General features: G+C 34.9%; 22 protein-coding genes and 2 riboswitches. Of the genes, 13 read left to right on the top strand and 9 right to left on the bottom strand.

Features of this window, described 5'->3' with window-relative positions; translation table 11 throughout:
• Positions 1–270 precede the first annotated feature (270 nt).
• The 4 genes from sstT (at position 271) to MJG50_RS04640 (ending at position 4208) form a co-directional block, all read left to right on the top strand.
• Positions 271–1509, top strand: a complete 1239-nt coding sequence (gene sstT / locus MJG50_RS04655) for a serine/threonine transporter SstT (RefSeq protein ID WP_240253170.1) — start codon at positions 271–273, stop codon at positions 1507–1509.
• A gap of 198 nt (positions 1510–1707) precedes the next feature.
• Positions 1708–2403: an OmpA family protein gene (locus tag MJG50_RS04650; RefSeq protein WP_240253168.1), complete on the top strand. Its 696-nt coding sequence runs from the start codon at positions 1708–1710 to the stop codon at positions 2401–2403.
• A gap of 355 nt (positions 2404–2758) precedes the next feature.
• Positions 2759–3517, top strand: a complete 759-nt coding sequence (locus tag MJG50_RS04645; protein WP_240253166.1) for an SDR family oxidoreductase — start codon at positions 2759–2761, stop codon at positions 3515–3517.
• A gap of 250 nt (positions 3518–3767) precedes the next feature.
• Entirely contained in the window at positions 3768–4208 is a 441-nt protein-coding gene (locus MJG50_RS04640; protein ID WP_240253165.1) for a hypothetical protein, read from the top strand.
• Positions 4209–4248: 40 nt separating this feature from the next.
• Here the strand turns inward: MJG50_RS04640 and MJG50_RS04635 are convergent, their stop codons facing one another.
• The 4 genes from MJG50_RS04635 to MJG50_RS04620 all read right to left on the bottom strand — a co-directional run bounded on the left by MJG50_RS04635 (position 4249) and on the right by MJG50_RS04620 (position 8207).
• A complete protein-coding gene (locus tag MJG50_RS04635; protein ID WP_240253163.1) occupies positions 4249–5265 on the bottom strand; it encodes a hypothetical protein in 1017 nt (338 codons plus the stop codon).
• Positions 5262–6497 (bottom strand): glycosyltransferase family 2 protein, encoded by a 1236-nt coding sequence (locus tag MJG50_RS04630; RefSeq protein WP_240253161.1) that lies wholly within the window; start codon positions 6495–6497, stop codon positions 5262–5264. Before MJG50_RS04630 ends, MJG50_RS04635 begins: the two co-directional genes overlap by 4 nt.
• On the bottom strand, positions 6494–7252 hold the full coding sequence (locus tag MJG50_RS04625; protein WP_240253159.1) for a hypothetical protein: 759 nt from the start codon (positions 7250–7252) through the stop codon (positions 6494–6496). Before MJG50_RS04625 ends, MJG50_RS04630 begins: the two co-directional genes overlap by 4 nt.
• Positions 7253–7397: 145 nt before the next feature.
• Positions 7398–8207, bottom strand: a complete 810-nt coding sequence (locus tag MJG50_RS04620; RefSeq protein WP_240253158.1) for a YitT family protein — start codon at positions 8205–8207, stop codon at positions 7398–7400.
• Positions 8208–8465: 258 nt separating this feature from the next.
• On the opposite strand from MJG50_RS04620, the gene MJG50_RS04615 reads away from it, so the two are divergent.
• The 5 genes from MJG50_RS04615 to MJG50_RS04595 all read left to right on the top strand — a co-directional run bounded on the left by MJG50_RS04615 (position 8466) and on the right by MJG50_RS04595 (position 15556).
• Positions 8466–9440, top strand: coding sequence for a proline dehydrogenase family protein (locus MJG50_RS04615; RefSeq protein WP_240253157.1), 975 nt, complete (start codon positions 8466–8468; stop codon positions 9438–9440).
• Positions 9441–9533: 93 nt separating this feature from the next.
• Positions 9534–10241, top strand: a complete 708-nt coding sequence (locus MJG50_RS04610) for an MOSC domain-containing protein (RefSeq protein ID WP_240253156.1) — start codon at positions 9534–9536, stop codon at positions 10239–10241.
• Between the two features lie 131 nt (positions 10242–10372).
• Positions 10373–10458, top strand: a riboswitch (cyclic di-GMP riboswitch).
• 165 nt (positions 10459–10623) lie between these two features.
• Positions 10624–11823: a sensor domain-containing diguanylate cyclase gene (locus MJG50_RS04605; protein WP_240253155.1), complete on the top strand. Its 1200-nt coding sequence runs from the start codon at positions 10624–10626 to the stop codon at positions 11821–11823.
• 84 nt (positions 11824–11907) lie between these two features.
• Positions 11908–13056, top strand: coding sequence for a trans-sulfuration enzyme family protein (locus tag MJG50_RS04600; RefSeq protein ID WP_240253154.1), 1149 nt, complete (start codon positions 11908–11910; stop codon positions 13054–13056).
• Positions 13057–13291: 235 nt separating this feature from the next.
• Positions 13292–15556, top strand: a complete 2265-nt coding sequence (locus MJG50_RS04595) for an EAL domain-containing protein (RefSeq protein WP_240253153.1) — start codon at positions 13292–13294, stop codon at positions 15554–15556.
• A 33-nt stretch (positions 15557–15589) separates the two neighbouring features.
• Here the strand turns inward: MJG50_RS04595 and MJG50_RS04590 are convergent, their stop codons facing one another.
• On the bottom strand, positions 15590–16483 hold the full coding sequence (locus MJG50_RS04590; RefSeq protein WP_240253151.1) for a hypothetical protein: 894 nt from the start codon (positions 16481–16483) through the stop codon (positions 15590–15592).
• Positions 16467–16994: an RNA polymerase sigma factor gene (locus MJG50_RS04585; RefSeq protein WP_240253142.1), complete on the bottom strand. Its 528-nt coding sequence runs from the start codon at positions 16992–16994 to the stop codon at positions 16467–16469. The genes MJG50_RS04590 and MJG50_RS04585 overlap by 17 nt, the downstream gene beginning before the upstream one ends.
• Before the next feature lie 196 nt (positions 16995–17190).
• Here MJG50_RS04585 and MJG50_RS04580 point away from each other — a divergent pair, with 196 nt between their 5' ends.
• Together MJG50_RS04580 and MJG50_RS04575 are read left to right on the top strand one after the other, a co-directional pair.
• The gene (locus MJG50_RS04580; protein ID WP_240253140.1) at positions 17191–17538 is read left to right on the top strand and encodes a PadR family transcriptional regulator; all 348 of its coding nucleotides are present in this window, start codon (positions 17191–17193) and stop codon (positions 17536–17538) included.
• Complete coding sequence (locus tag MJG50_RS04575; protein WP_240253138.1) at positions 17525–18511, top strand: HAAS signaling domain-containing protein; 987 nt, start codon at positions 17525–17527, stop codon at positions 18509–18511. Before MJG50_RS04580 ends, MJG50_RS04575 begins: the two co-directional genes overlap by 14 nt.
• A 41-nt stretch (positions 18512–18552) precedes the next feature.
• Here MJG50_RS04575 and MJG50_RS04570 read toward each other — a convergent pair whose 3' ends face one another.
• The 3 genes from MJG50_RS04570 to MJG50_RS04560 form a co-directional block, all read right to left on the bottom strand.
• Complete coding sequence (locus MJG50_RS04570; RefSeq protein WP_240253137.1) at positions 18553–18720, bottom strand: hypothetical protein; 168 nt, start codon at positions 18718–18720, stop codon at positions 18553–18555.
• A 78-nt stretch (positions 18721–18798) separates the two neighbouring features.
• Positions 18799–19422 (bottom strand): response regulator transcription factor, encoded by a 624-nt coding sequence (locus tag MJG50_RS04565; RefSeq protein ID WP_240253135.1) that lies wholly within the window; start codon positions 19420–19422, stop codon positions 18799–18801.
• Positions 19419–20603: a sensor histidine kinase gene (locus tag MJG50_RS04560; protein ID WP_240253134.1), complete on the bottom strand. Its 1185-nt coding sequence runs from the start codon at positions 20601–20603 to the stop codon at positions 19419–19421. The genes MJG50_RS04565 and MJG50_RS04560 overlap by 4 nt, the downstream gene beginning before the upstream one ends.
• 221 nt (positions 20604–20824) lie before the next feature.
• A riboswitch (cyclic di-GMP riboswitch) is annotated at positions 20825–20907 on the top strand.
• Positions 20908–20924: 17 nt separating this feature from the next.
• On the opposite strand from MJG50_RS04560, the gene MJG50_RS04555 reads away from it, so the two are divergent.
• Positions 20925–21083 carry an anti-repressor SinI family protein gene (locus tag MJG50_RS04555; protein WP_240253133.1) on the top strand — a complete coding sequence of 53 codons (159 nt, stop codon included), beginning with the start codon at positions 20925–20927 and terminating at the stop codon, positions 21081–21083.
• A 110-nt stretch (positions 21084–21193) separates the two neighbouring features.
• A complete protein-coding gene (locus MJG50_RS04550) occupies positions 21194–21952 on the top strand; it encodes a GTP pyrophosphokinase (protein WP_240253131.1) in 759 nt (252 codons plus the stop codon).
• Positions 21953–21954: the final 2 nt, after the last annotated feature.

Raw genomic sequence — 21954 nt, 5'->3', positions numbered from 1 at the left:
TAAGTGAATGAATCTTAGTTCAATTTTACCACTCTTCAAAATATTTTTAAACATTAGTTTATCTAGTGTATAAACTAAGTTTGATCGCCTTATTCCTCAACAACTGGTAGTAAAACAGCTCCTATAAAAGTAGCGAAAAGGGGAAGTTATTTTTAGAAAAAGGGTAATTTTAACAAAATAATAATATTGTAATATATCAAAAAAATTAGTATTATTGTATTTACAACGAATACAATTGTATTCTTATGATGGAATCTAGGGGGAGCATCTATGAAAAGTTTATTGAAAAAGTGGAATCAATTGAGCCTAGTTAAACAAATCATTATCGGTTTGATTATTGGTATTATCCTAGCTTTAGCGATCCCTGAAACAGCAAAGCCAATCGCTATATTTGGCTCTTTATTTGTAGGTGCATTGAAGGCAATTGCGCCTGTATTGGTGCTCTTTTTGGTAATGTCAGCCATTGCACAGCCCAAAAGTGGCCAGCAAACGAATATGAAATCCGTAATCATACTATATCTTTTAGGAACTTTTTTAGCGGGATTAATTGCTGTTATTGTGAGTTTTATTTTTCCAGTAAGCTTAACACTTGTAAAAGGTGCTGAAGGTGTGACACCTCCTAGCGGTGTAGTTGAGGTTCTTAAAACATTGCTATTGAATATTGTAGATAACCCAGTGAAGGCAATTTTCAATGGAAACTATATTGGTATTTTAGCTTGGGCTGTTCTCCTTGGCTTGGCTTTAAGAAATGCCGCTGATTCGACAAAAACCTTAATTTCTAATTTTTCTGATGCTATTTCTAAAATGGTTACTTGGGTGATTAAGTTAGCCCCATTTGGAATTATGGGACTCGTATTTGAATCGATTACAGCAAATGGAATTGAGTCCTTGTTAGACTATAGGAACCTACTTTTTGTATTAATTGGATGTATGATCTTTGTAGCTTTGGTGGTCAATCCACTCATTGTGTTTGTATTTATTAGACAAAATCCATTTCCACTTGTGTTCAAGTGCTTAAAGGAAAGTGGAATTACTGCATTCTTTACTCGAAGCTCGGCGTCTAACATTCCTGTAAATATGAAATTATGCGAAAATCTCGGTTTGAATAAGGATAGTTATTCAGTATCCATTCCATTAGGTGCAACCATCAACATGGCAGGTGCTGCTGTTACGATCTCTGTGTTGACTCTTGCAGCAGTTCATACGTTGGGGATTCAAGTGGATCTGCCTACAGCCGTTATTCTTAGCGTATTATCAGCTGTATGTGCTTGTGGTGCTTCAGGGGTTGCAGGAGGATCATTATTACTGATTCCTCTAGCGTGTAGCTTATTCGGAATCCCAGACGATGTTGCAATGCAAGTGGTGGGAGTAGGCTTTATTATCGGTGTCTTACAAGATTCATTTGAAACAGCACTTAATTCATCTACAGACGTACTATTCACAGCAGCAGCTGAATATAAAGAGTGGCGAAAAGAAGGTAAAAAAATAGAGATTAATAAAGTAGCATAGATAACAAAGCAGTACCCCAAAGATGGGGTACTGTTTTTTGATGAAGGAAAAAAGTAGTGGGGCTTTTGTGGTGGAGGGGCTTTTATCAACAGTAACTAAACAGAAATACCTATATATTTTCCATCTAAAGTAAGTTTCGATGCGGACATTTAATATAGGATAATGAAAAGTAAGTGTTTTTTTAAGGGGATGAGTAAAATGAAGCAATTAAAATTGGGAATTGTATTATTAGGTTTATGCGTTCTAATTGTTGGTTGTAGTAGCGAAGGAGACAGTAAAGAAAAGGTGCAAGAGAAGCAAGAGGAAGTAACCGATAAGGAAGACAAACCAGAAAAAGATAAAAAGAAATCCTCTGAGGATGATAAAGAATCAAAGAAATCATCGGTAGGAGCTTGGAGCGGCAAAGCGTGGAGTGGAAATTCATGGAGTGGCAAAGCATGGTCGGGTGAATCATGGGAAGGTTCCGCATGGAGTGGTGAACCATGGTCTGGGACACCGATAACTCCTGGAGAAAAAGTGGAGATTGAAGAAGATGAAGAGGTTGTCATGCTTCAAATTAATGAAACCTTTTTATTCGATTTCGACAAGGATCAGTTAAAGCCTGAAGCCAAAGAGGTGCTGGGGGAAGTCGTCCAGGCTCTACGTGATTTAAAGGGTGCAAAGATGGAAATTCATGGTCATACAGATAGTAAGGGAACAGATGAATATAATTTAGACCTATCGAAGCGTCGTGCAGCCGCAGTTAAAGCCTTTTTCGAAGATGCCGGTGAATTAGATCATATCCAATTTGCTACTTTTGGTCATGGAAAGACAAGTCCAATTGAATCTAATGATACCGAAGAAGGTCGTCAGAAGAATAGGCGTGTAGAATTAGCAATTGAGCCAAAATCCTAGGTATTATCGGAGTGGAAAGAGAGGTTTTGGATAAAAACCTATATAAATCTGGACTTCTATGGAAATAGAGTCATAGATTGATCGTTTTTTTTGTAATATCGATGATAATTCTTTTGAGATAGGTGCGTTCCTAAGGAATACGGTCGTTATTCAGAAAATACGGTCGTTATTCCAGAAATACGGTCGTTAATCCGAAAATACGGCCGTTATTCCAAAAATACGGTCATTAGTACAAAATGCCTAGCTTATCGCAATAAAAATTAATTTATGAAGTATTTGTGAAATACTGAACAAACATAATTTAATAGATTATAATAGAATTGTAAGAAGATACAATCATTTTGGAGGTGCTTTTATGAAGCTAGAAAACAAGGTAGCTATCGTTACAGGTGCAGGGTCTGGAATGGGAAGAGCAATTGCTTTATTGTATGCGAAGGAAGGTGCAAAGGTTGTTGCTGCTGATTTAAATGAAGAGTCAGTACATGCAGTAACACAAGAAATAATCGATGCTGGTGGAGAGGCAACAGCTGTGGTTGTTAATGTTGCAAGTGAAGATGATGTAGGTAATATGGTAGATACAGCTGTGAAGAAATATGGCACATTGGATATATTAGTGAATAACGCTGGGATTATGGATAATTTTGTTCCTGCAGTAGATGTAACAGATGAATTATGGGAACGAGTTATTGCAGTTAATACAACGGGAACAATGAGAGCGATTCGCAAAGCCTTACCAATATTTTTAGAAAAAAAGAGTGGTGTAATTGTTAATAATGCATCAGTTGGAGGATTACATGGTTCACGTGCGGGTGCTGCATATACTGCATCCAAGCATGCTGTAATTGGTTTGACGAAAAATGTAGGTTTCCAATATGCAATGGAAGGAATACGCTGTAATGTAATCGCACCAGGTGGTGTTAATACAAATATTGGAACAACGATGAATAACCCGAATAAATTTGGAATGGAACGAGCCATGAGTGGATCTGGAAATAATCCACGCTCTGGTGAATCTGAGGAAATTGCAACAGTTGCTCTTTTCTTAGGGTCAGATGACTCTAGCTTTGTTAACGGTACTGTCATTACTGCAGATGGTGGCTGGACTGCTTATTAACTCTTACATTCAATGGCCTGCTCTCTAGTGCATATTACATTAGGGAACAGGCCTTTAACATCTATTTCTGTTATGCTCCTAATCAATAGCTAGCAGTAGTTCCAAGCCCCATCATGAAATAATGCTCTTCTATAATTGGAATAATTTACATATCATAATTAGCTTATTTTTCCTCTTTTTATATGTTAAAATATTGCAGTTGACGAACTTATTTATACAATTTATTACATCAAGAAGAGGAGAAAACAAGGTGAAAAAAGTACTATTTATTCCGCTAGCTGCTTCAATTTTATTATTAGGAGCATGTTCTAGCCTTGGCAACAATCCAGTTAATACAGTTAAAGATTTGTATAATGCTGCAGCTGAAAATGATCTTGATACATTTTCAAAAATCACCTCGCAATTTGATGAAATTAGCGGGAGCCAATTAAGCGCAATGGAAGAATTCGCCTCAACCGTAGTTGATAAGGGTGGGGTTGAAAAGATGAAATTCTCTAAGATTAAGAAAAGTAACTTGAATAAAGAAACTTTAGATGGAATTACTGAGGAATATGGTGACGATTGGGAGCTTGTAGCTGAGGAAATAAGTGAAGATGAGGGAGAAGTATTTTTATGGCTGCTAAAAGAAGTAGATGGAAAATACTATGTTCTTTACGCTGATGATATGAGTTTGGATGAAATAATGAAATAAATCTATTGCAAAAAAAGATAGACATGGGATGCCCCAATGTCTATCTTTTTTGAAATCGGCTAGTTTCTAATAATTGATAGTGAATATAATCAAAGAAGTGGGCATTTTGTTGGACTGGGTTGCCGGCTAATTGTTTTGCTCGGTCCATTACTTCATCAGCCATCTTCTGCTTATTGAATTGTACAAAGTAATCATGCAAATAATAGTATACTGACAGTGACTCATACGAAACTGCTGGCTGCAAGGTGTGACGATTATATTGTCCGTATAGCTTGTGGCTTGTCATCCATTCCTTCATAAGCCATTCATTAAATACATCCGAGTTACAGCCAATATTATTCCGATTACGTGAAATTAGTAATTGATCAATCATATGGACGGTTTCACTTTTTACATAAGATTTTTCATCAATATTATAGTACTCTGGAAAAAATACTTCAGTATAGCCTGGTAAAATAAGTAGTTCTTTTGTTTGCTCAGTATTTGGAAAAAGCGAGAAAAAGTCACTGGTTAAATAACTTAATGTTATTCGTGCAGCAGGTTTTTCAAAGGACCAATCATAGAAATCAGTATAGTAGCCGTCTTTTTTTTGAACGAATGTGAGTGTATCCCGAATATTCACCGCTAGTTGTTTATACGTTGGTTCATGAAAAATATCACTAGCTCGCTGCAGTGCAGCTACAATACGGACATCATCAATTAATGCATTTGTGTTCGTTTGATCATCTAGTTGCCATTTGATAAATGTTTTTCCTCTTTTTGTAACAATAAAATGTTGCTGGAAAGCATAATAAAGCTCATCAAATGCCTCCTTATTTTTACTTTCAATTAAGTACTCCATGTACAATCCAATACTTTCGGAAAGATATTGAGATTCGGACTGATCTGGATAAGCATGAATCAATCCGTTTTCAACTTTCGTATAATGGTTTTTGACAGTACTCAACACTTTATTATCGATTTTTCTACCTTTTTCTATATAAAAGTAAAAGCCTACACTAATGAATATAAAAATGACTAGAATAACTAATCCCCATTGTAATTTCCGCACTTTCATTCGTTATCTCCCTTTGTTTCAAAGCGCACTGTCTTATCCCAACCAATTGTTTTCTTGCGAATTCGACTCCAAATATAAATAGAAAAACTACGCATTAATAGGATGATAAATAATTGGGCATAGGTGAAATACATAATTAGCACAAATAAAACGTTAAGAAGTGAGACATTACGATCAATAACTATGGCACTAAGCAATTGGGAGGTATAAACGATATAACTCATAAACCATAAAATTAATAAAGGTGCCCTCATCTGAGGTAACTCATATCCTGTTACACTCATAATGAAGAAAATATCTGAAAACAAGAGCAAAAGGACAAAGACTAGATAGGTTAGCACATGTTGAATTGATAGAATAAATGTCTTACCTTTCCAGTGGGAGAGATCATGTAATGACTTTTCAAGTAAGTAGATATTACCTGTAAGCCAACGGGTCCGTTGTTTAATAAATGTTTTGACCTTTTCAGGTTCTTGTTCCCAAGTCCTTGAAGAAGGGATAACCGGAAGTTGATAGCCAGCAGCTGTGACGCGAATGGTTAACTCCGCATCTTCTGCCAAAGCATATACGTCATAGCCTCCAAGATCTTCTAGTACGCTCCTTTTTAATAACATATTTGTACCTGCAAGTGAACCTAATTTGAACATTGCCCATCTTCCACACTGCATTAGCAATTGAAACACTTGAAATTCTAGTGCAATCATTCGTGTCAAACTATTTACATGAAGGTTTTTAGTTTTAACATAGCCTACCGCTCCAGCGGCCTTTGGATTTCCCTCAGCGGCTTCTACTAATAATCGAACTGCATCTGGCTCAGGTTCGTTATCAGCATCATATACAATGAAATACTCTGAACTGGAAATGCTTAATCCGTAGTTAAGAACACGGGATTTTCCTTTCGGTTCTCCTGGCGGTACAGGAATATAATGAATACGTGAAAATAGCTCAGAAAACTCTTGAGCAATCACACCAGTTTCATCTTTTGAATTGTCATCAAGTAGGTAGATGTCTAGATGCCCAGGATAGTCTAATCTTGCCATTGCGCGTAATGTATCACCAATGACAACACCCTCATTATGCGCAGGAATTAGAACAGCCACACTTGGATATTGTTCAAGTTCTTTTGATGATTTAAAGGAGAGACGATACCAGACACCTGCAATGGTCAAAGCTGAATAGACCATTAGCAATAACCAGAAAAAAGTCATGGTTATCATTAAGGGCCATGTCATTGAAGTTCCTCCTCTACGACAGCAAGTGTGGTTTCATCTTTAATATGTTCAATTTTTACTTCGTAAGGGGGACTAATGGTATTTAATTCCGTCTTTAATTTGTCCTGAACTCTATTTAATACAATCTTAACCCCTGTTTCATCGGTATCTTTTAAAATAAAAAATATTTTCTTAGGGACTGCTGTTACAATATCAAATTGCTCCCTTACTGATGAAAGAACAATAGTTTCTAAATATTCCTGTAAGTTTTTCTTTGTGTGTTTTCTATTGTCGGTCATTTCTATTTTAACCAACCATGCTTGCCCATTGCGGATAGCTGACTTAATAATCCACTTTGCTTGGTAAATAAATTCATAAGGAGTTAAAATATTCGTTCTCTTATCATATTTTTCTAATAGTGCTAACTGTTTTTTTAAAGATGTGTTTTCATAGCTAATTTTTTTTAGATAGTGAATTAATATCCAGAAGAGTAATAAAAAGCTTGTCACTAATAAATGTTCATAAATATAATCCAATTGACTTTTAGCAGATACATTACTAACAAAAGCAAATACTGTGATAAACGCTCCATACCCGAGGGTAGATGTAATCAAATATAAGAATGCAAAGCGATTATGTATAATGCTCATCAAAATAATGGAGATAGCTGCAATTGCCAAATCTAATTTATAAAATGGCAATTCAAAATGAATGATTGCCCATCCATTAAATAGAATTAAATTAATCAAAAGACCAATAATAAAGTTTTTTCTCATATTCGTTCCCTTTCCTGCTCTTTTAAGTTTCTGAAAATAAGCAGTAATTATACTTCACTTTGAAAGAAATTTATTTTTTGGAATTCGGAAAAAGTGGACAATAGAAAAACCCTTTTCCTAAGTAAAGTGGAAAAGGGACCTGTACTTAATGTCCTCGGTGGAAGAGACCCATAACTTCAAGGGTTTCGGTTATGTTAACGAATGCGGATGGGTCGATTTCTGCAATGAGATTTTTAACTTCTGTTAGTTCGTAGCGGGAAATGACAACCATTAATATATTTTTGCTCGTATTCGAGTAGCCGCCAACGCCATCCATAATTGTTAAGCCCCGATAGAGATTAGCAAGTAGATGTGGTCTCATTTCTGCACCTTTTTCAGTAATGATCGTCAAGGTAAGTTTTTCGTGATTCGTATATACAGCATCAACGACTTTACCAGTGACAAAGATCGATACTAATGTATATAGCGCTGAATCCCAATTTAATAGAAAGCCACTTATCACAATGACAACTGCGTTCATTCCAGATAGGAGTGTACCAATTGGAAAATCTCGTTTTCTAGCAACAAGCATCCCAACTATATCAAATCCCCCTGTAGAACCTGAAGATCGAAATACAATCCCGATGCCAAGACCTGCTAAGGCCCCTCCAAAAATCGATGAAAGGATGCTATCACCTGCAATCGCCTGTACTGGAACAATATCAAGTCCGATTGATATAATAACCACAGATAAAATCGTGTTTATAACAAATTTTCTTCCTAACTTTAGATAACCGATCACTAATAATGGAAAGTTCAATAGGAAGTTTGCAAACCCTGTATTCAAAGGTGTAAACATTCCAAGAATGATCGAAATCCCACTCATACCACCACTAAGCACATCATGTGGGATTAGGAACAAATTAAAAGCAAATACTATAATTAGGGAGCCAAATAGTATACCTATTGATCGCACTAGAACCCTCCTCCTAAATAGCTACGTTTAGTTCTTTCTAACATAATAATAATTCTAGTATCCAAAGTAAATTTAATAGTTTTTTACAAAAAAATTAAATAATTTGTCTACTCAATTCTTGAATATACGTCAATGGTGTAAAGCGTTACTATGACAGGGCTCGACGCATTTATTGAATATTTGCAAAACGAAATCTATCAAAAAAATATGCTATAATTATTTTGGTAAAAACAGATTAAATAGTTAGGAGTAATCGCTATGTTAAAAGATCTATTTATAGGCTTATCCCAAAACCAATTTCTTAATAGTGCTGCTAAAAAGTACGGATTAAAATTGGGAGCGCAAAGTGTCGTAGCGGGGACGAATATAGAAGAAGTGATGAAAAGTATTAAAGAGTTAAATGCATATGGAATCTCTTGTACTGTCGATAACTTAGGCGAATTTGTCTATAAAAAGGAAGAAGCGACAGAGGCGAAGGAAAATATACTTAATGTAATAGAAGCAATTCATAATAATCAAGTTGATGCTCATATTTCATTAAAGCCAACTCAGCTTGGTTTAGACATTGAGTATGATTTTTGTTTAAATAATCTAAAAGAGATTGTAGATAAAGCAAGTAGATATGGTATTTTTGTTAATTTTGATATGGAAGATCATGGTCATTTAGATCCTTCTTTTAAAATTTTAGATGAACTATCAGTTGAATATGATAATGTTGGAACCGTTATCCAAGCATATTTCCACCGCGCGGAAGAGGATATTCAAAAGTATCAAAATTATCGTCTTCGTATCGTAAAAGGTGCATACAAAGAGCCAGCGGAATTAGCTTATCAAGAGAAGAAGGCTATTGATGAGAACTTTATTAGATTGATTGAATGGCATCTATTAAATGGTAAATTCACGTCTATCGCGACTCATGACCATCATATTATTAATAAGGTTAAGGAATTTGTAAAAGTAAATAATATTCCGAATGATAAATATGAATTCCAAATGCTTTACGGATTCAGAAGAGAACTTCAATTACAGCTTGCAAGTGAAGGCTATAACTTCTGTACGTATGTACCGTTTGGGAAAGACTGGTATGGTTATTTCATGAGACGATTAGCTGAAAGACCACAAAATTTAAACCTTGTTGCAAAACAAGTATTTAACAAGAAAACGAATACAGTCATTGGTGTGGCTGCAGGGGCATTTTTATTAGGGAGATTGACTAAAAAGAAACGTAAATAAGCTAAATTCACAAACTAAAAGGCAGCTAACCAATAGGGAGTTGCCTTTTTGTGTCATATTTTTTCAATACATATTGATGATGGAGGGAGAAAAATGAGTAGTTTATTAAAAGGGATTTTTGTGGGCAAACCGAAAACAGTGGGGATGAAAGACGCTGAACGGTTAATGGATCGCGAATGGAGTAGTGGAATGTTCAAAGAACCAGTTCAGGGGCCAATTTGGCTTGGAAGAACCAATTTAGATGGTGATGGACAAGCAGATTTGATACATCATGGGGGTCCAGAGAAGGCGGTTTTTGTATATTCCTTCGAGCATTATATGAAGTGGCAAGAAGAACTAGGGATAAATGACATGATTCCTGGTGGGATGGGAGAAAACTTCTCAGTTGAACATTTAACGGAAAAGGAGATTTCGATTGGTGATATCTTTCAAATAGGGGATGCAGTCGTTCAAGTCTCACAGCCTAGACAGCCATGCTGGAAGCCGGCTCGTCGATATAATATAAAAAAACTACCATTAATCATTCAAAATACTGGTCGAACAGGATGGTATTTTAGAGTTCTACAAGAAGGCTTTGTGGAGGCAGGACAAAAATTCACATTAGTAGAGCGACCATTTCCCAATTGGACGGTAGAAGTGTGCAATCAAATTATGCATCATGAAAAACATGATTTTGAGAAAATGAAAGAACTTGCAGCATGTGAACTACTTGCTCCAAGCTGGAAAGCTTCACTAGTGAATCGTGTTAAAAATAGAGGAATAGTCGATATTAGCGAAAGGGTTATTGGACCAAATGAATAAAATTGTATACAGATAATTTTTTAAAATATAGCAATTCCTAATAATTGACAATGGTATAAATGAACTATATAATTATACTTGCTTTAATATTAGGAAAATTCTTTTTGATATGGAACAAATCTGTCATATATATAAGTCAAAGGCAAATTCATTGAAAAATGGAGACGCAAAACTATAGGGGCTTCTATCGTATTGATAATGCCAGCCAGTTGCCGAATAAATCATTTTTGGAATGGATTAATCGGTTAAAGATTAGTCTATTTTTTATTGAAAAGTAATCTGAATAATAGGCCTTTTGAATGGTTTAAGTCAATATAGGTTTAAAATCCTCTACCAAATAGGGAATAATACGCAATATGATGAATGTCTGGAAGTGATTGTATTGGAAAAGAAAATTCATGGTACTGATAATCGTGAAGTATTAAATATCATAAGTGAACTACTGAATAGGGTAGGGCTTGAAAAGTCGGTTTTAACTAAGGATGTAAAGGGTCTTTTTGAAAGTAAAATTAAAAATGAAGCCGAACTGGAAATAATCGATACATTACTACTCCAAATACAAACAATCAACGAAAAGTTAGAAAATGTAAACTGGATGAACAAGCATTACCGAATTTTGCATGAATTTGCTCAAGTTTGCAGCAAGACACTAAATGAAAGCGTCCTATTGCTGAAAGCTTATGAGATGGTGTCACAAGTAATGCGAACTGATTCATTTTATATTGCTTTGTATAATGATGGGGACTCCCATACAAACTTTATTTTCATTATGGATAATGGGGAACAAGCTCCACCCCGAAGAGTGGAATTAGGTGAGAATTATACGACAAAGGTAATTAGAACAAGGGAAATTGTCCATCTGAAACAGCAAAGTAAGTCCCAGGAATACCATGCAAAAATGGGTGAGGGAGAGATTGATACAAGTTCCTGTCTTTTTGTTCCTATTGTTATTGATGATCATGTAAAAGGAGTTATCTCTGCCCAAAGTACAGCAGATTTTGCTTTTCGGAAAGAACATGAAGAGTTGCTGCAGATGATTGGAGCACAAGTAATTAATTCAATAGAGACAGCAAGACTTTATGAAAAAATATATACGATGTCTCAGACAGATGAATTGACTAGATTAAAAAACCATCGTGCTTTCCATAATGACTTATCTAAGCTAATTGAAGAAGGTAATCAAGAAATCACGCTCATCATGATAGATTCTGATAATTTGAAAAGGATTAATGATAATTATGGTCATGATATAGGTGATTTGTATTTAAAGATATTAGCAAATGGAATCAAAGATGTAAGCTGTAATGGGATAGAGGGTTATCGATATGCCGGCGATGAATTTATGATTATCATGAAATCCGAGGTACAAATGAATATTAAAGACCTTTTTGAAAAACTACAGGAATATTACATGCTTAATCCAATCGTGATTTTCAATAAGCAAATTACCGTATCAATTAGTTCCGGAGTAGGAGTGTATCCTCAAAATGGATTAACGGTGGACTCATTGAAAAAGGCAGTAGATGAAGCGTTGTACGAGGCAAAAGAACAGGGGAAGAATTTTATGGTAGTTGCAAAATAAATACAATTTTTATTTAAAAATCCAGTGTACTTGTTAACCACTGGTTTTTTTCTTAGGTGAAATCATAAAAAGAGGGTGGACAAAGTGGAAAAACGATTTGAAACAAAGCTATTACATAGTACAAAAAAGAATCAACGTGAGATTAAAAGTAAAGTGATGCCAATTTATCAAACTTCAGCATTTGCATTTAACAGCTTAGATGATCTTGAAGGGTTTTATCAAGGTGAAGGAAATTACCTGTATTCCCGTGTTGGAAATCCGAATACAGATGAGCTAGGTCAAGCTGTAGCTGCAATTGAAGGTGCAGTGTCAGGAATTGCAACTTCATCTGGATTATCTGCAATCTTAGTCGGTATTCTGGCTGTTGTTAAAAGCGGAGAACACATAATAGCTGCTGATGATTTGTATGGAGGTAGCTTCCACCTATTAAAAGAAGAATTGAATGATCTTGGTATTCAGACAACATTCCTATCATTTTCAGATCTTTATCAAGTTGAGAAGTCAATTCAATCAAATACAAAATTACTTTTTACAGAATCGATAACAAATCCCCTTTTACGTGTAGAGAAGCTTGAGGCTGTCTCAGAATTGGCTAAAAAATATAATCTAGTGACACTTGTAGATAATACATTCGCAACTCCATATCACTGCACACCACTTGCCAAAGGAATTGATTTGGTTGTTCATAGTGCAACTAAATATATTGGCGGACATAGTGATGTAACAGCTGGTGTCCTAGTAGGTAGAGAATCACTTATTGAGAAGGCAAGAACAAAGGTTGTAAATCTTGGTGCAAATCTTAGTCCATTTGAAGCTTGGCTCACTTGTCGAGGACTAAAAACATTGGCTCTAAGAATGAAATCACAATCGTTTAATGCAAGGAAGCTAGCTGAAGCACTTCGTGGAAATTCCCATATTTCAAAAGTGTATTATCCATTTGATGAAGACGAATCAGGTTATGGCGCAATGGTTTCGATCGAATTATCAAAAGAAATCGATGTAAGTACATTTTTTAAATCTCTCTCATGGGTAAAAATTGTTCCTACACTGGCTGGAGTTGAAACGACTGTTTCCCACCCAATAACCACTTCACATCGAGCTTTACCACCTGAAGCTAGTGCGACATTAGGAATCACAAAAGAGGTTGTTAGAATTTCGGTGGGTATAGAACATTATGAGGACATCATCAATACATTTGAACAGGCCATTCAAAGTGCAATTCAGTTGCCTTGAGTATCTAAGCAATCAAACGTTTGATTGAATTCTGAATTGAATGGGGTTGTAAGGATTAATCCTCAATCAAACGTTTGATCAGATTAATTACTGTTAATATTTGGAGTGTCTTCCAAAGCTACGAAAAGTGATAAAATAAATAAGTATAAGAGAATAATAGAAATATTATAGCCAAGTATGAAATTTATATGAGAAGACTACTGTTTACATCTAAGAATTTACGTGAGGGATTAATATGTTACAAAAAAGTTGGTCTGCAACGCTCTTCCTTGTCATTAGTGCAGCGCTATTATACGTGTGGATATTCGTAGTTAGGGAAAATGAATCATTACGATTATTTGGTGTAACTATGTTTATAACAATAGGGGGAATCGCTAGTTGTATTTGGTTATTTAAGGCATTTCGTAATAAATCAAATATTCAAAGGCATTTTTGGTTATTCTTAGGTATTGGTGCTCTTTGTTATGTCATATGTCATATTATCTGGTTATTTCAACAGGCTACAGGAGGAATTGCTAATTACGGTGATTTATCCGACGTATTTTGGTTATCAGCATACTTCTTTTACTTGGTCGCATTAATCTATAAAACAAAAGTAATCAAAGTTTCTGTTTCGAATAATACATATATCTTTAATATTTTGATTTTTATGACGAGTGCAATCGCCTTTAGTGTGCATTTTTTTATTAAGCCTATATTGGACCATGCAAATCATTCATTATCTACTACACTTATTGTATTAGCATATCCTATACTGAGCTTAAGCATCCTGTTTGTAACAACGAATTTATTTTATCTTTCTAGGTATAGTAAAGAAAAGCGGCTTTTACTTTATATAGTAATTGGTTTTGCCATACAAGTAGTAGCTGATTCAATATTTATTTACCAAACAATTACTGAGAACTACCAGCCAGGGGGATATATTGAGCCGTTATGGCTTATTGCATTATTAATTATCGGAATTACAGGATTAAATGCTGAGAAGAAAACGATGGATTTTAATTGGGTGATACACAATTACTTTGAAAGTAAAGTGAATTTTTTTCCATATGTGAGTGCTATCCTTCTATTACTTTGCGTTGCATTTAGCTATAATTGGGATTTTAATGCTTTAAGTATTGGCTTATACGTTGTATTCATATCGATTATTTTCCGTCAGCTTTATATTGTGAAAAAGAATGCGAATCTCATTAATGAATTTAAGTTCTGGGCTTATCATGATTCGCTTACAGGATTACATAATCGAACAAGCTTTAAGAAAGATTTAGATCAAATTATGGTTGAAGCGGAAGTTAGGAATAGTAAGGTTGCGTTGTTACTAATCGATCTTGATAGGTTTAAAAATATTAATGATACACTTGGACATTACATTGGCGATCGTTTATTAAATGTAGTTTCGGATAGATTGAAAAATATGAAAGGTGAATATGACCGGTTATATCGGTTAGGTGGGGATGAATTTGTTATTATTCATCCAGATGCGACTGATGAGAGTTGTCTTATTATTGCAGAAACAATTCTATCAGAGATAACAAAGCCATATATGATTGATGTTTTTGAAATAGCAATTACCCCAAGTATTGGTATTAGTATATATCCGGAAAATGGTGAGGATCGGGAAGTATTACTGAAAAATGCTGATGCGGCAATGTACCTTGCAAAAGGGAATGGAAAGAATAATTTTCAGTTTTATAATTCAGGCTGGAATGAAATTATTTTGCGGAAAATGAAAATCGAGAATGAAATAAGAAAAGCGATTGATCAAAATCAATTTACTCTAGTTTATCAACCGAAAGTAGAATTGAAGTCGGGAAAAATTGTTGGAATGGAAGCATTGATACGTTGGGAACATCCAGAATTAGGGTTTATTTCACCAGTTGAATTTATCCCGATTGCAGAAGAAATAGGTCTTATTGTGCCACTTGGAGAATGGGTTTTAAAAACAGCCTGTAAACAAAATAAAGCTTGGCAGGAAGTAGGTCTTCCATTATTATGTGTTGCAGTGAATGTCTCTGTACGCCAATTGCAGCATAGTGATTTCGTTAAAACTGTCAGCAAGGTTTTACGAGAGACCGGTCTTAGTGCGAAATATTTAGAGTTGGAGATTACTGAAAGTGTTATGCAAAATATAGAAGAATCTACCGTTGTATTAAATGAATTACGATCAATTGGAATATGGACCGCACTTGATGATTTTGGTAAAGGTTATTCATCACTTCATATTCTTAAAGAATTACCAATTGACACAATAAAGATTGATAAATCATTTGTTGATGATGTTGCAAATCCAAAGAGTGAATCGATGATAAAATCAATCATTGATATAGCGTTAAATTTTAATCTGAATGTCATTGCTGAAGGAATTGAGCATGAGTATCAAAGTAAGGTTTTAATGGAAAACAAGTGTAGCTTTGGACAGGGATATCACTATTCAAAGCCCTTAAACGCGGTGGAATTTGAAATGCTTTTAAGGAAACAATCTGATATAGTTGCTATTTAATAAATTGTGGCCTGCATGAGCAGGCCATTATTATTAAGGTAAATAAGATTCAATAAACAATAACATTTCACCTTCATGTACAAACATTTGGCCGAATAAGCCGGGTTGGGTTAATATCTTTTCAAGTTCCACCTTACGAGCAGCAAGATTCCCGTCTTCATAATCAATTAAATAAATAGATGCATTTTGAGAGATGATGAATTCTTCACTGTCACCAAGTTCTAATCGGTAACCATTCGGTTGCGAAGAATCAGCAATCTTTGTTGTATATGTTGCATTGACATGAATACGTTCACCATTCTCATACACACTATTGATTTGGATCGATTTGAAATTGGGAAGATTATCAGGTCTACTATCAATAAAAATCATTTCTGCAGTAGCTGAATCTAATGTATATAACGTTGGTTCTTCCTCGATTTGAAAAACACCTTCGAAAGTCACAAGTCCTTCTACTACATGCAGCTGTGTCCAAATTTTATAGTCACCAATTTTTCCATTTTCGTATGTTATCGCTAAATTTTTAGGCTCTGTATCAGGTTGAAGATTTGTAACATTTCTTCTAGATAATGCAATTGCTATTTTGTTGATTTTCTCCTCGTCTGTATCCCTGGTATAGTGGAAATTACTGCTACTTATTTCGGATATTACACCTTCATTTACCTCTAGGGGCAGGTTTTTTTGACCTGGCTTTTGTTCGACATCTTGGATCAATAAATGGTAGCCCATAAATAACAGAAGTAGAAAGGCACCGATAGAGGATATATAGACGAACGTATTGTTTACATTTATTTTACGGTTCGACTTATTAATGTTTTTCTCAATTTTGACTAATAGTCTAGCTTGATGTTCTTTATCCCAAAGGCTCTCTCTATCTGCACTTAATAAAAGGTCATCTAAAGATTGGAATTCATTGTGTTTTGTCATAAACAAATCCCTCCTTTTTTAGCTGTTGTTCAAGAACGGGCAAAGCGCGATGAAGTGTAATTTTAACCTTACTCTCTGGCCAATTTAAGATTTGGCTTGTTTCCTGAATACTAAACTCTTTAATTTTTCGTAAAATAATTACCTCACGATAGGATGCTTTCATATTACCAAGTGCTTTATATAGTTCTCTTATGCTATCATTCATCTCAATAATATCCTCGGGTAGCGGACTGTGATCTTTCATTGCTTGAAATAGGACTTCGATCATTCTAAGGGGTTTTCTCTTTCTTAAAAAATCGACCGTGACATTATGCGCGATGCTGAATAACCAGGTTTTTACGTTTGCTCTGCCTTCGAAAAATTCATATTTATTGTATGCCTTAATAAAGGTCTCCTGTGTTAAATCTTGAGCCTCCTGGTAATCACGCGTCATCATACAAATATATTTAAAAAGTGAGTCACTATATTGCTCATACCAATCTGTTAATACTTGTTTTTTAAAATCTGACAATTCCAGCCCTCCTTACATAAAATTCTATATTTTGACGAATCTGAAGAGTGAAAGGTTACAAAAATACGTTTAATCAGATAAATAAATAATTAATAATATTTAATATTCCATATTGATATGTGTAACACAATAGTGTATGATGCATAGCATAAAGTATATTGTATGACACACAGTATAAATCAGATGAGGTGGGTGGATGAGTAATTTATTGAACTCATTAACGACGGAGTTGAGAAGAGGTACATTGACTTTAGCGGTTTTAAGTCAGTTAAGAACACCTCAATATGGATATTCACTTGTTCAATTATTAGAAAGATCAGGAATTGTGATTGAGCAAAGTACGTTATATCCACTACTTCGCCGTTTGGAAAAGCAAGAATTGGTAACGAGCAGCTGGGATACGACAGAGAGTAGGCCGCGTAGATATTATGTGTTAAGTGAATATGGTGAAGATATTTTTCGTGAGCTTAAAATGGAATGGGAGAAAACATCTAATGAGCTTTATATTTTGCTAAAGGGAGAGGAAGAGGATGGGTCTAATTGAAATATATATTCAAGAAGTAACGAAAAGGCTTCCTGAGAAAAATCGCGGGGATATTGCTCTGGAGTTAAGGTCAACGATTATGGATATGCTTCCAGATGATTATTCAGAGCAAGAAGTGAAAGATGCTTTAGTCAAGCTGGGGGATCCAGTAGACCTTGCGAATGGATATCAAGATCGTCCGAAGCATTTAATCGGGCCACGTTTATATTATATGTATATTCATTTATTGAAAATGATTATCCCTATTGCGGTAGTTGTATCAGTGATTGCATTGTTTGCTTCTAAGATCCTTTCCTATGATGGGGAAGAAGCTGTATTAAATCTTGTACTCGATATGATTGGTGAGGGTATTTGGGAAGTTATTAGTATAGGCATTCATGTGTTTTTCTGGTTAACACTTGTGTTCGCAATTTTGGAACGTACAGATGCAGCAAATACTCATCTTCCTACTCTTAAGAAGTGGACACCTGAGGACTTGAAAAGCGTAACCTATATACCTAAGAAAAAGATGATTTCAAAATCCGAAGTATTTTTTAGCTTATTGTGGATTGCCATCTGGGTAACCGTTTACTTTTATGCATCTAGTCTCGTAGGGGTATATGAGAAGGGGGCAGAAGGTCTTGTATATGTAACTCCATCATTTAACCATGATGTCTTGTTATCTTATTGGCCTTTCGCTGTGATTGTTGCTGGTCTTGAATTCCTTCTGGCAATTAATAAGTTTATAGTTGGGCAATGGACGAAAAAAATTGCGGTCTTAAACGCAATTTGTCTGCTTGTATCTACAATTATCTTTCTCATGATTATTAGTAATCCCAACTTATTGACAGGAGAATTTATCGCATATTGGACTGATATCTTTTCTGAAGAAGGGGTTGAAATAAAATTTCTTTATGGGATTGCTTTCATTTATATAATAACTGTAGCAATCGACGTGTACCAAGGGTTTCGAAAAGCAAATATTCTTTCATGATAGGAGGAGAGTTGATGAATGGTCAACTCTCTTCCTTATTATTATGGCATTTCATCTTCTTTTTCGCGATTTTTAAATGCCTCGTGTGATACGATTCCTTCTAATTGTTCAAACTGGCGACTATGATCTTTTTCCTCACTTATGCTATTTTTAGGGAAGTTTCCTGGGTGTCCTTTTTCTTTATGATTAAAGCTTTTACCTCGGCTCATGTTTATAATCTCCTTTCGCTGATATGCAATTATAGTGTTATCCATCGTCAGGAAATTATGTCAATGAAAACTCGATTATTAAATATATTTGTTCAAATAGAGGATCGCACTCCTACGGGATTTAACACCGAATTTTTTATACATTCCTGTAATGTAATTTTTCACTGTCCCTACTGATAAAAACAATTCTGAAGCTATTTGTTCATTTTTATATCCAAGGATAAGTAGAGTCGCAATTTCCCTTTCTCTTGAGGATAAAGGGAAGGGTAGCTGGTTCCATGATATGCTCTTTACTTTTGCTGAAGGGGAGGATGTAGACCATGGGAATGGAAAGTTTCCAAATAATGCTTCTTTGATGGAATGAATAATTTTTGCAGTTTCCCAATCCTTTAATAAAAAGCCACTTGCACCTGATGAAATGGCTTCGATAACTTCTTGTCCAGTTGAATTTGATGTCAACATAAGAATACATATAGTTGGATTCATCTTCTTTATTATTTTAGTTGCTTCTATCCCATCCATAATTGGCATTTGTATGTCCATTAACATAACGTCAGGTTGGGACTCGGCAAGTTTTATTGCTTCCTCCCCATTCTTAGCAGTCCCTAATATAAGAAATTCATCTTGGATTTCAAGGATGGTTTTAAAACCATCCCGGATAATTGGATGGTCGTCAACTATACCTATTTTAATTGGCTTCATATAGCAGATTCCTCCGTTGATTCGTATGTTTTTCCTTTGTGAATGATTGGAATTAAGATAATAAGCGAGCATCCTTTAGTCTGGGTAAGATTTAGCTCTAGTGTTCCTCCAATAGCACAAATACGTTCATGCATGGATGTTAGGCCAAAGCCAAATTCGAAACCCTGCCCAGCATTTCCATTATCCTGAAGGTGGAATTGAATATGATCACCTGATTCCTTCAATGAAAAAGAAAACTGTGTTGCTTTACCATGTTTGATTCCATTTGTTAAGCCTTCCTGCAATGCTCGATATAAGGTTATCTCTTGATTGGGGCTTAAATTTTGAATATCAGAAATGTCGTGTGTAATGATGATATCAGATTGCTGTGCTGTGTTATTTAGAAGATTTTCTACCTGTTGTTTGAAGCTAAGACGTAATGGGTTATCATGAAGTGTTCTGGAAGATAATCGGATATCTTGTAAGCTTTTTTTTATTTGATCTTGGATGGTAGGAATTCGTTCAATAGCCTTTTGTGTAAGTCCTTTTTCATGAAGTTGCTTACTTACCTCGAGTCCAACAATCGTTGTTGTAAGTGAATGACCGATTGTGTCATGAAGTTCCCGAGAAAGCCGTATTCTTTCCTCGATTAATGTTTTTTCTGCTAGTTCTGCATTTGCTATCTCCAGCTGCTGAAAGGCTATTTCAAGTTGTTTGCTTTGTTCGTTAGACCGTTTTGCCATATAACTAAAACCAAAGATTAGCCAATACTCAAGCATTCTTGGAATAACGAAGCTAATGTCAGCGAATGGTGGATAATTATGGTTAATGTAGACTCCGAAAACGAAGGCAAGATAGTTCATGAATGTGAATGGAATACTTATTACTAACCGATATGAATAGGCAACCTCACTAAGTAAAATGAAAAAATAAATTTGTGGAACAAAATAGCCATCAATCATTTGAATAAAAAATGCAAATACAAATTGAATTGTAATTAATAATACCTCGATTGGTGTTTTAATTTTGAATTTTATTCGAGGTAAAATAGAAATGCGAAAAACTTGGATAAGTGTGAAGAATGTGGTGAGTATGATCATCTTCACCTGATTATCTGGGTTATCAGTGACAAGAAAACCAAAAGCAATCAGTAATGAAAAATATAGAACAAACATGACGATTCGTTCAGAGTTATTAGTCATAAACATCCCCTCGGAAAATAAATACGATTCCCTATTTTCGGAATTTAGTAGTATTTTATCATTAATTGGTGGAAATTGTCACTTCCACTTAAGTGGAATCTGTCGAATGGTCATATTTTACTTTGTAATAGTCACAATCTTGCCATAATATATTTACATCTAATTTCCCTCTATTACAATAGTATATATAGTAGAAAAAGCTCAATAGTGTAAAGAAATTCATCAGAAAAAGGCAAACTTATTGAAAAATAAGGACGCAAAATCTCGGGTCTAAGGCTTTTGCTATGACGGCTGGATTTCCTATAAAAGTGGGGGATGAATATGAGTACGGTGTTAGATGAAAAGTTCGACAGTGAGTGGCTTGAGTTAATGATACAAGCAAAACAAATAGGGCTATCTGTTGAAGAGGTTAGGAAGTATTTATTAGGGAGATTGGAACAGAATAAAATAGGAAATGCTAAAATACTTAGTAGAGTGTAGAACCTTGTGGGTTATGCACTCTATTTTTTTATATTGACAAGTGACATTGTGTCATATACTATTAATATAGTAAAGATGACACGATGTCATATTAGATGTGAGGGGAAAGAATGATTAGTAGCACACTAAATAATAATAATAAAATAAAAGCAATAAAAGAGGATTTAATCCGTTTCATGATGTCGTATAAATTCGCACTTGCTGAAGTGAATACTAAAATAGATATTTTAAAACAGGAATTCGAATATATTCATGATTATAATCCGATTGAGCATGTGAAATCGCGTGTTAAATCACCAGAAAGTATATTAAACAAGGTTCAAAGAAAAGGCTATGAGTTTTCTCTAGCATCGATAAAAGATAATATTCGAGACATTGCTGGAATTCGTATTACTTGTTCCTTTATTTCTGATATTTACGAGATTAGTAATATGCTACAGAAGCAAAAGGATATTACAGTAATTGAATGTAAGGATTATATTAAAAACCCAAAACCAAATGGATACCGAAGTCTTCATTTAATCATCCAAATCCCTATCTTCATGTCTGATCGGGTAGAACATGTGTATGTGGAAATTCAAATTCGAACAATTGCAATGGACTTTTGGGCAAGCTTGGAACACAAAATTTACTATAAATATAATAAAGAAGTTCCGCAGCATATGAAGGATGAACTAAAAGAAGCTGCAGATTCAGCGACACTTCTAGATCGGAAAATGGAGAAGCTTCAGAAGGAAATGAATATGCTTAAGGAAACTTCTCAAGAATCTGAGGGGAATATTCAGGAGCTTCAGCTTAATAATGAAAAATTTCGTCTTCCATATGATTTTTTAACATTGGCCACAAAGAAGATAAGAGAGAGTGAATAGTT

The sequence above is a fragment of the Fredinandcohnia quinoae genome, assembly GCF_022427965.1.
Classification (GTDB): domain Bacteria; phylum Bacillota; class Bacilli; order Bacillales; family Bacillaceae_L; genus Ferdinandcohnia; species Ferdinandcohnia quinoae.
The sequence above is the reverse complement of the archived record's forward strand: the minus strand, read 5'-3'. Positions and strand labels throughout refer to the sequence as shown.

Excerpts from the sequence above, each read along its gene's own strand:
- MJG50_RS04630 (WP_240253161.1), bottom strand. The coding sequence starts at position 6,497 with ATGACATGGCCCTTAATGATAACCATGACTTTTTTCTGGTTATTGCTA.
- MJG50_RS04595 (WP_240253153.1), top strand. The coding sequence starts at position 13,292 with ATGTTACAAAAAAGTTGGTCTGCAACGCTCTTCCTTGTCATTAGTGCA.
- MJG50_RS04575 (WP_240253138.1), top strand. The coding sequence starts at position 17,525 with ATGGGTCTAATTGAAATATATATTCAAGAAGTAACGAAAAGGCTTCCT.
- MJG50_RS04580 (WP_240253140.1), top strand. The coding sequence starts at position 17,191 with ATGAGTAATTTATTGAACTCATTAACGACGGAGTTGAGAAGAGGTACA.
- sstT (WP_240253170.1), top strand. The coding sequence starts at position 271 with ATGAAAAGTTTATTGAAAAAGTGGAATCAATTGAGCCTAGTTAAACAA.
- MJG50_RS04555 (WP_240253133.1), top strand. The coding sequence starts at position 20,925 with ATGAGTACGGTGTTAGATGAAAAGTTCGACAGTGAGTGGCTTGAGTTA.
- MJG50_RS04650 (WP_240253168.1), top strand. The coding sequence starts at position 1,708 with ATGAAGCAATTAAAATTGGGAATTGTATTATTAGGTTTATGCGTTCTA.
- MJG50_RS04565 (WP_240253135.1), bottom strand. The coding sequence starts at position 19,422 with ATGAAGCCAATTAAAATAGGTATAGTTGACGACCATCCAATTATCCGG.
- MJG50_RS04570 (WP_240253137.1), bottom strand. The coding sequence starts at position 18,720 with ATGAGCCGAGGTAAAAGCTTTAATCATAAAGAAAAAGGACACCCAGGA.
- MJG50_RS04615 (WP_240253157.1), top strand. The coding sequence starts at position 8,466 with ATGTTAAAAGATCTATTTATAGGCTTATCCCAAAACCAATTTCTTAAT.
- MJG50_RS04625 (WP_240253159.1), bottom strand. The coding sequence starts at position 7,252 with ATGAGAAAAAACTTTATTATTGGTCTTTTGATTAATTTAATTCTATTT.
- MJG50_RS04550 (WP_240253131.1), top strand. The coding sequence starts at position 21,194 with ATGATTAGTAGCACACTAAATAATAATAATAAAATAAAAGCAATAAAA.
- MJG50_RS04645 (WP_240253166.1), top strand. The coding sequence starts at position 2,759 with ATGAAGCTAGAAAACAAGGTAGCTATCGTTACAGGTGCAGGGTCTGGA.
- MJG50_RS04610 (WP_240253156.1), top strand. The coding sequence starts at position 9,534 with ATGAGTAGTTTATTAAAAGGGATTTTTGTGGGCAAACCGAAAACAGTG.
- MJG50_RS04635 (WP_240253163.1), bottom strand. The coding sequence starts at position 5,265 with ATGAAAGTGCGGAAATTACAATGGGGATTAGTTATTCTAGTCATTTTT.
- MJG50_RS04590 (WP_240253151.1), bottom strand. The coding sequence starts at position 16,483 with ATGACAAAACACAATGAATTCCAATCTTTAGATGACCTTTTATTAAGT.
- MJG50_RS04560 (WP_240253134.1), bottom strand. The coding sequence starts at position 20,603 with ATGACTAATAACTCTGAACGAATCGTCATGTTTGTTCTATATTTTTCA.